Origin of the sequence: Streptomyces alanosinicus (genome assembly GCF_014650595.1) — a bacterium.
Taxonomy (GTDB): domain Bacteria; phylum Actinomycetota; class Actinomycetes; order Streptomycetales; family Streptomycetaceae; genus Streptomyces; species Streptomyces alanosinicus.
In genome coordinates this window covers 15,319-28,430 of sequence record NZ_BMVG01000067.1, presented here as the reverse complement: position 1 = coordinate 28,430, position 13,112 = coordinate 15,319, and the positions used below count along the sequence as shown (strand labels likewise).

The window sequence follows — 13,112 nt, the reverse complement described above, 5'->3', positions numbered from 1 at the left end:
ACCAGCACTCACCACAAAGGGTCCGTCAGCAAGCTGACGCACCCTCATGAATGATCGAGGTTAGGCGCGCTCTGCCGGATGCCGCTCAAGACTCCGCCTGGAACTGCTCCACCGACAGGCCCTTGACCAGAGGTGACATCGGTGTACAGCTGGAGTATTAGTCGCTCAGCCGACCTTGATCTCTTCCCAGTGAACGTCATGGGCCTGCTGACTGTTCGGGTCTTTGGTCAGCGAAGCCCCGTTGAGGAAATAGCTTCTGTTTTTCAGCATGTCGCCCTGGCGTGACCACTGCTGATACTTTTCTTCATTTCCTCCACATTTTGGGTTGGCCGCCAAACGGCCCATCACCTCAGTCAGGCACAGTCCCGTCGCAAGGTTTTGGAGCTTGAATGTGCCGTTGGAGTTCGGCAGTTCCTTCCATGGAGTTGCGGCGCTGCAGTCCTCCATGGCAGGCATGTTGAACGTGGACCTTGACAGGCATTGGCGGGAGTACGTCGCCTTCAGGTAGAGCCCCGGGGATGCTGGTTGCTTTCCCTTGCCGAATGGAGCGTCGGCTGTGGTTGCCAGCCTGAGGGAGCCTCCGCTGGAGGCTATGCGGTCGTGGAACTTCTTCATGAGTTCTTCGTTGCTTTTGTCGCCTGTGTACTGGCGGCTGGCGTTTCCGTAGATCACGCCGTCGGCTCCCGTGTCCAGCATCTCGCTGACTTGCGATGAGTACACGGCAGTCCAGCCGAAGACCCTGGCGAGATTGTTCTCGGCCCGATATCCGGCTCCCTTCTTCAAGCCATCGAGTATCTGCTGCTTTTTTGCCAATCCTGGGTTGAAGAACCCGGAGTCGATCACGCGCTGATCGGGAGGAATCTGCTCTACGGTCTTCAGAACATTGAAGGCGTTGTCGAATTCGCCGTATGGTTTGATACCGCTTCCTGCGCTCACGCTGATGGCTTCTTTGTCTGTGAGGTGCTGTGCCATGTACCGCAGCCCGGACTTGTTGGGCTGAACCCCTGACAGTTGAGGGAACCCGTACATGACGTAGATTCCCTTGTCTTCGAGAAGTTTTCGCGCGTCCTCGGCGAGAGCCTGCACTTTGCACTGGTTATAACTCGGGATATGAGTGCCGCAGCCGTTAGGGGTCTTCATGTCCAGCCATACGAAGCTGACGTTCTTCCCGGCTGACCGCTGCTGCCCGATGTAGGTGAAGAGATCCGCCGCTTTGTCCCCCCGACCTAGTGCACCTGCATCATGCTGAGCCCACCAGGGCCCTCCGTTTTCGGCGGTCATGTCGATCTCGAGCGCGTTTGCTCCGTGGTTGAGGGCTGCGTCTACTGCCTTCTTCTCCAGCACTCGATGTGCGATCGCCCATATGGGACGTGAGGAGGCTGCCTGTGCGGTTTCTGCGGTCAGCCCGTTCAAAAGCATGCCCCCGACCGAGACATACGCCAGGTTCTTGATGAAGTAGCTCATCTGTGCCTTCCTTCCTGGATCTGCTCCTGATTGCTCTGGGCTCGCAAGGCACGCCTGCAGGGCGCCGTACGCGTGCGGTACCGGGGCGATGGGGAGCGTGAGGGTGTTGTTCGACGACGTAGTGGCGCCATACTCGCCAGTCGTGCGAGGCCCGGCTGTGCCGCGCCCTGTGAGCCAGGGCGTCCTGAGGGCAGGCGGGAGTTGACGTGGTCGGCCAGGCAGTTCCCTGGCCGACCACACCAGTATCACTGCCAGAACGTCGGACAGCGCGGCGACGCCCCAGCGCCGCCGGCAGCGCGTGAACGCAGTGGGTAGCACCAACCGGCGGTGCACCGGCGCAGCACCGCGCGCTGGTCGGCAGTGCCAGGCAGATGTAAGGAAAAGGCGAGGACGGACCGTGAGGGACCGCGCGCTGTCGCTGATGTCGAGGTCCGAGGCTGTCCCCGCAGTCGACGCAGTGGTAAGCAGGGGCTGCGCGGGCCGCGCCTGGCGCCGGTTGGTCGCCGACGGCTCCTTGGCGGCAGTGCGCAGGCTCTCACCGTCGTGTCGGCCGTGACCAACGGGACTGCCGCACCTGAGCATCGCCATCACCGACCAGTGCGGCTGAGCCCGCATGCTTGGCCACATGCAACGCGACGACGGCTAGGTTCAGTCTCTTTGGTCAGGGGTGGGGACGATCGAGGGCCGCGGCGAAGCGGAGTGAGTTCTGGCAGACGAGAGCGAGTCTGTCGCGTCGCGTTGTCGGCCTGCGTTCCCCAGACGGAGAATCCAGTTGCTTGGACTGCTGTCCTTCCCCAAGCTCGCGATCATGATGTCCCAAGCACGCACCCTTGTCCTCGAATACTTCCGCTGGATCGACGGTCACGCCGACGTCTGGCAGATCTTCCGTGACTCTGCGGCGCTCGCTGCGGTGGTCCGCAGCTTGGCCGAGTCGTTCCGAGACGAGGGGATCACGTCGGTCTGCGGCATCGAGTCACGGGGATTCCTGCTCGGTGCGGCGGTGGCTGTGGAACTGGGCGTCGGCTTCGTTCCGGTACGCAAGCGGGAGGGGATCTTTCCCGGGGCGAAGGTCACCCGGCGCAGCGACCCCGATTACCCGGGTCTGCGCCAGGAACTGCGCTTGCAGCAGGCGACGGTGAGCTCTGGGGGCCGGGTGTTGCTAGTCGACGACTGGATCGAGACCGGTAGCCAGGCGGCGGCCGTGCGGTCGATGGTCGAGGAGTGTGGTGGCCACTGGGCCGGCTGCGCCGTCATCGTCGACCAGACCACCCCCGCTCGCTGCGCAGGCCTTGGCGTTCGCAGCATTGTCACCGCTGCCGAACTGCCGGCTTGGAACGGGCAGTCCCGGCGTGGTTATCCCAAGGCCTGCCAGGGCTGCGACAGCCAGGCTCCTGGCGAGCCGACGGCGAAGCGGGGCAGGGTGCTCGGTGGAGCGACGTAGGGGCACGGTGAGTCGCATGAGAACCTCCACGGTCGGGTTGAGTGCGCGCAGACGGCTTGCCTCAGGGGGCCGTGGTTCGTGGGTGTAGCGGCCGGATCTGGCGCCACTCAGAATCAAACCCACAGGTCACAGGCCTTGCAATGCTTCTCATCGGATACGTCGGCAACGCTGCTGTGCGGGGCTGAGAGTGCTGCGGAAGGCGGGTGAAATACTTGCGGAGCCATGGCACAACTGTCGGTCTGCCGTGAGGTCCGGGGCGTCTGGAGGTGGTTCCTGCTGATGCGCGGCGGGAAGCGTCGGCGTGAGCCGGGCAAGCGGGCCGGACCCGCAGATCACCGTGTTGGCCGACGGCTGGCGGCACCTACCGAACTGCACAGCGGCGTGTTCTGGCCGGGTTCGGCTGCCTACTGAGCTCTTTGCGTTGTTGTCGGCTGTTGGGTGAGCGTGAGTCCAGTACCGGTGAGGTAGCCGTCGATCAGGTTGGGACGGCAGGTCGGGGCGGATCTGGATGTGGCGCAGACCCCAGCGGAGGGTGTGTTCGAGGTGTTCGTCGTCGGTGAAGGCAGGGTTGGCCGACGGGCCACGCCGTAACAGTGGCCAGGCACCCTCGACCGGGTTCAAGTCCGGCGAGAGAACGGCCTTGTACCCGCACCACCAGCGGGTGTCCACGCCCGCCTAAGGTGGGGCGCGCGGTGGTGTCATGGTGAACCCGGCCTCGCCCTCAAGGACGATGTACGCACCCAGCGCTGCCGAAGTCATTCCGCCCTCCCGCCAGGCGCGACGCCGGCGTTCCAACGACCGCTTGCTGACTCGCAGTTCCTTCGCGATCACCGCGGTTCTCTGACCGTGAGTGAACCGTTCGCCTGCCTCGTACCGGATCCGTTCGCGAAACCGCCGCCGCTCAGCGGTCAGCCCACCGACCTGCGCGTACCGCATACCACCGGCCTACCGCAGGGATCACCACACGCCACCACCCCGGACAACGATTCCGAAGAGCTCTGTAACCCTGAGCAGGTTCTCAGGGACGCATGGGGGGAGGGTGGGGGGTGTTCCCCGATGGCAGGTCAGGTCCGCGCCGGAATCATGATCGTCATGACTTCGACCTTCCTGTCCCGCCGGGCCCTCGTGGGCGTAACGCTGACTACCGCCCTGCTTGCGGCCGTTGCGAGCCCTGTGGCGATCGCGGCGACGCCGTCGCCGGTGGCCTCGTCCTCGTCCACGGCGGTCCCGCCGCTCGACACGGCGGCGCTCCGCGCGGCGATCTCCGATCTGGACCACCCACAGGCAACGGCCGCCCAGCTGCGGGTCAGCGGCACGGCGGGGAACTGGTACGGCACCGCGGGCGTGGCGGACAGGCGGACGGGCGCGCCGATCTGCCAGGACGATACGTTCCGGGCGGGCAGCATCACGAAGGTCTTCGTGGCGGCGGCGGTGCTGCAGCTATCGGCGGAGGGCCAGGTTGACCTGGACAAACCAGTCCAGGACTACCTGCCGGGCCTGCTCCCCAAGAGCTACGCCCCGATCAAGGTCTCCCAACTCCTCAACCACACGAGCGGCCTGCCGAGCGAGCACATCCCGGAGTCGCGGCAGACGAACACCCCGGAGCAGATCCTCGAGCACCGCTACGACCAGTGGACGCCGAAGCAGCTGGTGGCCACCCTGCCCGAGGACAGCCCGATGAAGTTCACGCCGGGCACGAAGCAGGAGTACCGGGGTATGAACTACGTTCTGGCGGCCATGCTGCTCGAAAAGGTGACGGGCAAGCCGTACAGCAAGGTGATCGGCGACCGCATCCTGCGCCCACTGGGCCTGTACCACACCTCGTTCCCGGGCAATGACCCGAAGATGTACGGCCCGCACGTCCACGGCTACCTGGCGATGTCGGACGGCACCCTGAAGGATGTGACGGAGTACAACCAGTCTGAGGCGTGGGGCGAGGGCGAAATCATATCGACGACGGGCGACTTGGACCGCTTCATCACGGCCCTGTTCACCCCGGGCAAGGTGCTGCCGAAGGCGACACTGGACAAGATGTTCGAGATGCCGGCGCCTGATGTGCGGATGGTGGACGGCTCGCCGGCCAGGTACAGCATGGGCCTCCAGACCGTCACGGTGAACGGCGTGACCCTGTGGGGTAAGACGGGGGAGCGGTACGGCTACAACTCGGCGATGGTGGCGACGAGGGACCTCCAGCGCAGGGCTGTGTACTCGTGGACGCCGACACACCGGGACGCAAGCCAGACGCAGATGGTGCTGCGGATAGCCGATGCGATCACGAAGCCGGCGGCGGGTTCGCGGTAACGCCATCCGAAACAGACGGTTGTCACCCCGGCCGCGTGAGAGATCGACGCGCCCGAGGTAAGAGCCCATGATGCGTGCGTCGTCATCATCACCGAACCGCTTGGCCGAGTCTGGTTCGGGAGACCGACGTGCTTCGGTCCCCGCGCTGCTGTGCAGGGCGGGGACCGAAGGGGTGCCGTCCTCGATCCGACTCAGGTCACTGGATTGCGTTGGCTCTGGTCACCATGCGTTGATGACCGGCGCGTCAGGTTCGTGCTGCCGCCAGCCCTCATTGAGGCGCGCGAGCCGGTCTGCGGCGGCGATGCCGCGCAGGGACGCGACCTTGCCGTCACTGACTTCGAACGCCACGGCGCCCACGACCCGGTCGCCGACCACGGCGAGGACGGCCGGGGAGCCGTTGACCAACGCGATGTGGAACGCGGGGGATCCGCCGGCCAGCCGCCGCTTCGCCGGAGTGGCCTTGAAGCCGGCCCGCACGTAGGAGGCGACGCGCTCGCGCGTCGTGTACCGCAGCAGCCGCCTGGCCAGTCCCGCGCCGTCCGAGACCGCCGTCACGTCGTCGGTGAGCAGCGCCACCAGCCGTTCGGTGCGCCCCGACGTGGCGGCGGCGAGGAACTCCTCGACGATCCGGCGCGCGGACGCGGGGTCCACCTCGTCGCCGCCGCGGCGCTCGGCGGCGAGCCGGCGTCGGGCCCGGTGGACATGCTGCTGGCTCGCGGACACGGTGATGTCGAGGATCCCGGCGATCTCGGCATGGGGGTACGAGAAGGCCTCGCGCAGGACGTAAGCGGCCCGCTCGACCGGCGAGAGGCGCTCCATCAGGGTCAGGACGGCCAAGGACACCGACTCGCGCTGCTCGAACGTGTCGGCAGGACCGAGCATCGGGTCGCCCTCGAGGAGTGGCTCGGGCAGCCAGGCACCGGACGCCCGCTCGTGGCGCGCCTGCGCCGACCGGAGCCGGTCCAGGCAGAGGTTGGTCACGACCTTGGTCAGCCACGCTTCCGGCACCTCGACCCGTTCGTGGTCTGCGGCCTGCCAGCGCAGGAACGTGTCCTGCACGGCGTCCTCGGCGTCGGCGGCCGAGCCGAGCAGACGGTACGCCAGCGAGGCCAGCCGGCCCCGGCTGGCCTCGAACCGATCGATGGCTGCGCTGTCCATGCCGAGCAGCTTATGCGGCGACCCTCACACCGTCCCGGTCAGGCGCAGTGGCCAGGCGGTGCCTGCGCTTGGGCATGCCGAAGGTCGGGTGGGCGATGCTCCACCCGGCCCCGTTGAGCACGCCCGACTTGAGCCGCGCGGCGGTCCGGCCGCCCAGGTACCAGGACTTCGACCGGGCGTCCCCGTCCACCATCTGGAAGATCGCGTCCCGCCGCCCGAGGCTGATGTGATTGCCGTAGTACTTCAGCCCGGTGGTCGGGACCTTGCTGCCCGTCAGACGCGCGATGATCGCGGCGGTCGCCTGCATGTTGGTGAAGCCGGCCGAGGCGCAGGACATCGGCAGCGGTCGGCCGTTCTCGCCGATCGCGTAGGCGCAGTCACCGGCGGCGTAGACGTCCGGGTGCGAGACCGAGCGCATGGTGCGGTCGACGACGATCTGGCCGGTCTCGGCGACCTCCAGGCCGCTGGCGGCAGCGATGGGGTGCACGGCGAACCCGGCCGACCACACGGTCACGTCGGCCGGGTGGCACCTACCGTCGGCGGCGATCGCCCGTGTCGGCTCGACGGCTTCGACGTCGGTGTGCTCGTGGACGGCGATGCCGAGCCGGTCGAAGGCCTGGCGCAGGTGACGGCGGGCCTTCGGGGAGAGCCAGGCGCCCAGCTCGCCGCGGGCGGCGAGCGCGACCGAGAGGTCGGGCCGGGACTCGGCGAACTCGGTGGCGGTCTCGATGCCGGTCAGCCCCTCGCCGACGATCAGCACGGTGCCGCCCTCGCTCAGTCCGGACAGGCGCTCGCGCAAACGCAGCGCCGAGGACAGGCCGGTCACATCGAAGGCGTACTCGGCCACGCCGGGGACGCCGTGGTGGGCTACGGAGCTGCCGAGCGCGTAGAGAAGCGTGTCGTACGCGAGTTCGCCGTCGCCGTCCTCGCCGTCCTCGCCGGTCACGGCGACGGTCCTGCGCTCGGGGTCGACGCCGGTGACGCGCGCCAGGCGCAGCCGCACCCCGGTGCCCGCGAATACGTCGGTGAGCTTGCGGAACGCGAAGTCCTGGCCGACCGCGAGCTGGTGGAGCCGCATCCGCTCAACGAATTCGGGCACGGCGTTGACGACGGTGATCTCGGTGTCGGCGGGGGAGAGCCGGCGGGCCAGGTTTCCGGCGGCGAAGGCCCCGGCGTATCCGGCGCCGAGTACGACGATGCGGTGCTTCATGGCGTTGCTCCTGTCTCGTTCGCGTGCCCCTTGAACGAGACAGCGCCCCGATTGCTGACAAGAGCCGGATGTGACGCGGGCCACTGAACCTACCCGGCCATGAGAGATGACGCCAACCGGTGACTTCGGGAGGGCGGGATCACCCAGCTGCGGCAGACCTCCGACACTCTCCCTATCGCCCGCTCGCTGGAGAACTGACACCGGCGGACGGAACGCTTCAGCCGTCCGTCCCTCCTCGGTCGCGGATTCCGGGTTCCCCGCCGGGCCGGAGCATCTGGCTCGCTGCCAGCTCGCGATACAGGGCGCTGCGGGCGAGCAACTGCTCGTGGGTTCCCCCGGCGGAGGTGCGGCCGTCCTGCAGCAGCACGATGTGGTCCGCGTGCTGCACGGTGGACAGGCGGTGGGCGATGACGAGCAGGGCGCATTCCTGGGCGACGTCCTTCATGACGGTGGTCAGCGCCGCTTCGTTGATCGCGTCGAGGTGAGAGGTGGGTTCGTCCAGCAGCAGCAGCGAGGGGCGGGCCAGCAGCGCGCGGGCGAGGGCGACGCGCTGGCGTTCGCCGCCGGAGAGGTTGCCGCCGTGCTCGCCGATGACAGCGGCCAGGCCGCCGGGCAGCCGGTCGACGACTTCTTCGAGCCGGGCCAGTTCGACGACGCGTCGGATCTCCGCGTCTGTGGCGTCGGGCACGCCGTAGGCGATGTTGTCGCGCAAGGTGCCGTGGACGACGTGGGTGTCCTGGGCGACGACGGCGATGCCTCGCCGGGATGCGTCACGGGTGAGTTCGGTCGCGGGCCGTCCGTTGAAGAGCAGGGTGCCCGCGGTCGGCTCGTAGAACCTCGCCACCAGGGCGAACACGGTGCTCTTGCCTGCTCCGGACCGGCCCACCAGAGCGACTTGCCGACGACGCGGGACGGCGAACGAGACGCCGCGGAGGACCGGCCGTTCCGGGTCGTAGCCGAAGTGGATGTCGTGCAGGGCGAGGACGGGCTGTGCGCGGGTGACGGGCGGCCCGGCCGGCCACGGTGTGGATGCGTGGCCTGCTCGGACCTGGGGTGTGGTGGGCTCCACCGGCAGCCGGAGTGCCCCGTCGATGCGCTGGTAGGCGCCCATTCCGCGCTGGATCAGGCCCACCGCGCGGAAGACGGAGGACAGCGGCAGGGCGAGGTACGAGGCGTACAGCAGAAAGGCGACGAGATCCCCGAGGGATCCGGTGTGGCCGCTGACGCGCAGGCCGCCGACGACCAGGACGATGAGGAAGGAGCCCTGGACGGCGAGTTCGACGGCGGAACTCATGACGGAGGCGAGCTTCGCGGCGCGTACCCCCGCGCCGTAGGCCGCGTCGACGCGGGCACCGATGCCGGCCGCCTCGCGCTCCTCGGCGCGGTGCACGCGGACCATGGGAAGGGCGCCGAGGGCACGCTCCAGATCGGCGGCGACGGCACCGACCGAGTCCTGCATGTGCGCGGACGCGCCTCTGATCCCCGTGAGCAGCGAGGCGACGACCACGGCCGCCGCCGCCACGGTGACGGCGACAAGAAGGAGCAGCAGGGGGTCGAGCCAGGCCATGAGGACGATCGCCCCGGCGGCGACGAGGCTGCCCGTCACCAGATCGACCAGGGCCTGTGACACGACCTCCCGGAGCAAGGTGGTGTCGGCCGTCACCCGGGAGATGAGGTCGCCGCCCCGGTGGCGGTCATACTCCCTCATCTCCAGCCGGAGCAGCCGTGCCACCAGCCCGTGACGGAGCTGTCGTACGACCCCTTCGCCCATCCGCTCCAGAATGAAGCGCCCGGTGGCGCCCGTCACCGCCTCGACGACGAACAGCGCTCCCAGGGCTCCCAGAAGCGGCCAGATGACCTGTCCTCGGGCGCTCGCGTCCACGACGTGCTTGGCGACGAGCGGCTGGGCCAGTCCCAGGGCGGAGCCCACGAGGGTCAGCGTGGTGGCGGCGGCGATGGCGCTCCGGTGCCCGGCGGTGAGCCGGTACATCGTGGCCACCGCCACCCGGGTGGAGGTGTCACCCTCGGCGGACGGGGCCGGGCCACCGTGCGGGTCGGTGTCGCCGGTCATCGGTCCGTCGGAACGGACGGCGGGTCGACGGCCATCAGCCGGGCGAAGTAGCCATCCGGCAAACCCTCCCCGACGGGACGGCCTTCCGCTTCGATCCAGGCGTGCGCGGTGAAGGGCGGGACCACGCGCACACCGGTGCACCAGGTCGGCCAGGTCCCGCCGAGTCGGCACAGCAGTGCGGCTCCCAGGGAGCGCGGCAGGCATCCCTTGGGTCCGGCGCAGCGCAGGCTGGCGGCGCACATGGCGTCCCGCGCGTTCTGGGCCTGCGCGGTGGTGGCGGGCCTGGCACCGCGCCGCAGGAGGCCGAGTACGGTCCGGATGCGGCGGGGCGGCAGCAGCGCCAGGGCGACGGCGGGAAACAGGACGAGGCGGGCGGCCAGGCGCCGGGCCATGGGCACATCGGTGGGCCGCTCCAGCGCGCTGGGCGTCGTCATGAGGCGAGTCCCGAACTCTGCAGTTGCTGCACGAGCGTCCGGACGTCCCGCAGGGCCTGCGCCTGGTCGATGTCGAACTCCTCCACCAGAGCGGCGGCCGCGGCCGCCTCCTCGCCGCCGTCGAGCAGCGTACTCACCACCAGGGTGGCGGTCGGGTTCAACTCCCAGTAGATGCCTGCCCGTTCGTCCAGGAGTACCGTGCCGTACTCGGTCTGGGCAGTGGTCACGTTGTCGCCGAACCGCAGGGGCATGGGCGGGCCTTTCTGACGTGGGGATGCGGTCAGGGCTGTGGGACGCGGGTGTGCTTGCGGTCCATGCCGCGCAGCCACACCTCGGCGGCGATCGTGGAGTACAGGATGGCGTCGGACAGTCCCTTGGAGGTGGGCCGCTGGGCGAGGCGGCGCAGCTCCGCGCCGTTCACCAGGCCCAGTGCCTCCAGCCGTGAGTCCTCCCACAGGGCCAGCAGGTCGCCGCGGTGCCGGCGTAGTCCGTCGGAGGCGTCCATGGCGGCCGTTGCCTTGTTGGCCCGGCGCAGGCATTCGTCGGGCACGATCCCGCGCATCGCGGCGCTCAGGACCGGCTTGTACCGCCAGGGCGTGACGCGCTCGCTCGGACGTACGGCGAGACACGCCTCGATGACGCGGTCGTCGAGGAAGGGAGAGGCCATCGGGAGGCCGGCGCGGGCCGCCATCCGGTCCCACTGCCGGATGACGCGGGTGCACGAGCGGATCTGCTCCAGGTCGGCGTGCAGTCCACGGTCCGGATGCAGCGGCGAGACCGTCGCCGCGGCGGCGAGTAGTGTCCTGCGTGCCATGCGTTCGGCCTCGGGAGTCACCCAGCCGAACAGGCGCGGGGGCATGCCCCAGCCGAGACCCGTGGCGACGGAGGGGGCCAGCGGTTCACGCAGGTCGGCGACGGAGTCGGCGAGCCACTTCCCGTACGGCCGGGAGTCGGCGAGAGCGCGGAACGTGCCGCCGAGCGGCCACTGCCACAACGCCCGGAACCCGCGCAACTGGCGCACGGCGAACAGCGGACGGGTGCGCAGCAGTCGGTGGTAGTACGCCTCGGAGCACCATGCCACGTGGTCGCCGCCGATGCCGGTCAGGTGCAACCGGCTGCCGCGCGCGGTGAGGCCGGGCAGATGGTGAAGGACCCGGGAGCGGTCCATGACGCCGATGGTGGGCTCGTCGAGGAGGTCGTCGATACCGAGCAGGTCCTCGTAGACGAGCGGCGAGGCGTCGGCGTCCCAGACGACGTGCTCGACGTCCGGGAGGTACCCCATCGCCCGCTCGGCCCAGGACAGATCGGTGTCCGCCGGATCGCGCCCCGGCCACGTACTGGCCACCACGCGGGCGGGGGAGCGGTCGGCGAGGAAGCAGACGGAAGTCGAGTCCAGCCCGCCGGACAGGTCGCAGCTCACCACGCCGCCCTGCCGGGTACGCGCGCCGACGGCCTCCTCAAGCGCCTTCCGGATCAGGGGCGCCGCTTCGGCGAGCGGCCGGACCGGCTCCGGCGGCGTCCACCACCGGGTGTGTCGTACGGTGCGCCCGTCCGCGGCGACGACGACGGCGTCCTGCGGGGCGACGGCGGTGACCGCACGCCACATCGACGTCTCGAACAGCGGATACGGGGCGGGCCACAGCAGCCTGACGGCCAGTTCCTCCACGTCGGGGTCGAGACCGAGGACGGCGGCGAGCGTGTCGGCTCGCGTGGCGGCCACCCGCACACCGTCGATCTCCGCGTGGAAGACGAGTCGCAGGCCGGAGGCGGTGCCCTGCACCCTGACCTGTCCGTCGAGGGCACCGACGAGGTGGAAACTGCCGGGAAGGGAGCGGGCCAGGGCGTCGAGCTCCGCGAGATCCCGCAGCCGTGCGGTCCGGCGCCGCAGTTCGTCGGCGTCGAGCGGGCAGCAGCCGACGACGGCGACGCGGGCGCTGCCGACGTCAGCTGTGAGGACTTCCTCGTCGTGCCAGTGGCCGACCAGCCAGGGCCGGCCCGACGCATGCGCGAGGGTCCGGCTTCCGGGGCGGGTGAAGGAGCGGGCCACGGCGGCCGCGTCCGCACGGTCCGTGAAGACCGTGAAGTGCGCGTCGCCGGGGCCCGTCCCCGCACTCTCGTGCAGTTCAGTCATGATGTTGGTCAGCGACCGTCGGTCGTCAGTTCTTGCTCAGGATCAGTCGGTCGTTGCCGTGGCGCTGCAGGAGCCCCGTCTCCTTGCGGAACGTACCGAGCCGGACGAGCGTCGGTGCCTCATAGGCCTTCTTCATGACCACTCCTCACATACGGGTGTACCGGCCACTTCCCCTGACCGACGGCCAGGGCTCGTCGGGAGCCCGGCCAGGAAGTGGAGGCAGCACATAGCTAGCTGCAGAGCGTGATGTCGGGGCAAGAGCCTCAAGGAAGGTCGGATAATAGGCGGAATCCGAGTTGCTGGGGTTGTGCGCCCCCTCGCGTATGCGCGGTTGTCAGCGCGGCATGGGTGCTCGACCCATGTGTGCGCATGCTCGAATAAACGATTTGACATGCCGCCGGGGAGCTGCTCGCCGTACCCGTCAGACTCGCCCGACGACGGCTGTGGACGGGAGCCGCCGGGGCGCGCCTGGCACCTCTGGGCGTGCTCCCCTTCCGGTCGCTCTATCCCGAGGGGTTCCCCAAAGGGCGAAGAATTCCTCGAACGGATCCATGGTCAGTCATGAGCGGTTCAGCGTATCAAATGTCATCGCCACCCAATTGCTCTCCAGCCCTGCCTATTCGGGTACGACCGTGGCCCGGAAGGTGCGGTCGTGGCAGAAGAACTCGCCAGAGGTCTCGGGAAACCGCTGATGCGCGTCGACGGCCGCGGTGATGACACAGGCGGGGTGCGAGTCCCGTCGTGGGTGAGCCATGGGCGGTTCTGTGGCTGTGCCCGGTGTGCGCCGCCGCGGTCCTCTTCCTCCTCGTCGTCACACTCCCCGGTGCGGGACAGAGGAAGCCGCTGGCTTGGCAGTTGACGCCGGCCGCCGGAGCGCAGGTGGCCGTGCGCCACTGGTTCGC

At 68.9% G+C, this 13,112-nt stretch carries 11 protein-coding genes and 1 pseudogene; 2 read left to right on the top strand and 10 right to left on the bottom strand.

The window, feature by feature from the left end; genetic code table 11:
• Window positions 1-165: 165 nt before the first annotated feature.
• On the bottom strand, window positions 166-1,464 hold the full coding sequence (locus IE277_RS44570; RefSeq protein ID WP_189959552.1) for a PI-PLC domain-containing protein: 1,299 nt from the start codon (window positions 1,462-1,464) through the stop codon (window positions 166-168).
• A gap of 772 nt (window positions 1,465-2,236) precedes the next feature.
• Here IE277_RS44570 and IE277_RS44565 point away from each other — a divergent pair.
• Entirely contained in the window at window positions 2,237-2,905 is a 669-nt protein-coding gene (locus IE277_RS44565) for a phosphoribosyltransferase family protein (protein WP_229882512.1), read from the top strand.
• A gap of 759 nt (window positions 2,906-3,664) precedes the next feature.
• Here the strand turns inward: IE277_RS44565 and IE277_RS49995 are convergent.
• Window positions 3,665-3,841, bottom strand: a pseudogene (locus IE277_RS49995) (helix-turn-helix domain-containing protein); the annotation flags it as partial.
• A 120-nt stretch (window positions 3,842-3,961) separates the two neighbouring features.
• Between IE277_RS49995 and IE277_RS44560 the strand changes: the two are divergent.
• Window positions 3,962-5,206 carry a serine hydrolase domain-containing protein gene (locus IE277_RS44560; RefSeq protein WP_444544862.1) on the top strand — a complete coding sequence of 415 codons (1,245 nt, stop codon included), beginning with the start codon at window positions 3,962-3,964 and terminating at the stop codon, window positions 5,204-5,206.
• Window positions 5,207-5,425: 219 nt separating this feature from the next.
• Here the strand turns inward: IE277_RS44560 and IE277_RS44555 are convergent, their stop codons facing one another.
• The 8 genes from IE277_RS44555 to IE277_RS44520 all read right to left on the bottom strand — a co-directional run bounded on the left by IE277_RS44555 (window position 5,426) and on the right by IE277_RS44520 (window position 12,964).
• Window positions 5,426-6,364, bottom strand: a complete 939-nt coding sequence (locus IE277_RS44555) for a sigma-70 family RNA polymerase sigma factor (protein ID WP_189959550.1) — start codon at window positions 6,362-6,364, stop codon at window positions 5,426-5,428.
• Between the two features lie 10 nt (window positions 6,365-6,374).
• Window positions 6,375-7,574, bottom strand: coding sequence for an NAD(P)/FAD-dependent oxidoreductase (locus tag IE277_RS44550; RefSeq protein WP_189959547.1), 1,200 nt, complete (start codon window positions 7,572-7,574; stop codon window positions 6,375-6,377).
• Between the two features lie 217 nt (window positions 7,575-7,791).
• Window positions 7,792-9,645: an ABC transporter ATP-binding protein gene (locus IE277_RS44545; protein ID WP_189959545.1), complete on the bottom strand. Its 1,854-nt coding sequence runs from the start codon at window positions 9,643-9,645 to the stop codon at window positions 7,792-7,794.
• Window positions 9,642-10,079 (bottom strand): lasso peptide biosynthesis B2 protein, encoded by a 438-nt coding sequence (locus IE277_RS44540; RefSeq protein ID WP_189959543.1) that lies wholly within the window; start codon window positions 10,077-10,079, stop codon window positions 9,642-9,644. The genes IE277_RS44545 and IE277_RS44540 overlap by 4 nt, the downstream gene beginning before the upstream one ends.
• Window positions 10,076-10,330, bottom strand: a complete 255-nt coding sequence (locus IE277_RS44535) for a lasso peptide biosynthesis PqqD family chaperone (protein ID WP_189959542.1) — start codon at window positions 10,328-10,330, stop codon at window positions 10,076-10,078. Before IE277_RS44535 ends, IE277_RS44540 begins: the two co-directional genes overlap by 4 nt.
• Before the next feature lie 29 nt (window positions 10,331-10,359).
• On the bottom strand, window positions 10,360-12,210 hold the full coding sequence (locus IE277_RS44530) for a lasso peptide isopeptide bond-forming cyclase (protein ID WP_189959541.1): 1,851 nt from the start codon (window positions 12,208-12,210) through the stop codon (window positions 10,360-10,362).
• Window positions 12,211-12,235: 25 nt separating this feature from the next.
• Entirely contained in the window at window positions 12,236-12,346 is a 111-nt protein-coding gene (locus IE277_RS44525) for a keywimysin-related RiPP (RefSeq protein WP_107407388.1), read from the bottom strand.
• Between the two features lie 480 nt (window positions 12,347-12,826).
• Window positions 12,827-12,964 carry a hypothetical protein gene (locus IE277_RS44520; protein WP_189959540.1) on the bottom strand — a complete coding sequence of 46 codons (138 nt, stop codon included), beginning with the start codon at window positions 12,962-12,964 and terminating at the stop codon, window positions 12,827-12,829.
• Window positions 12,965-13,112 lie beyond the last annotated feature (148 nt).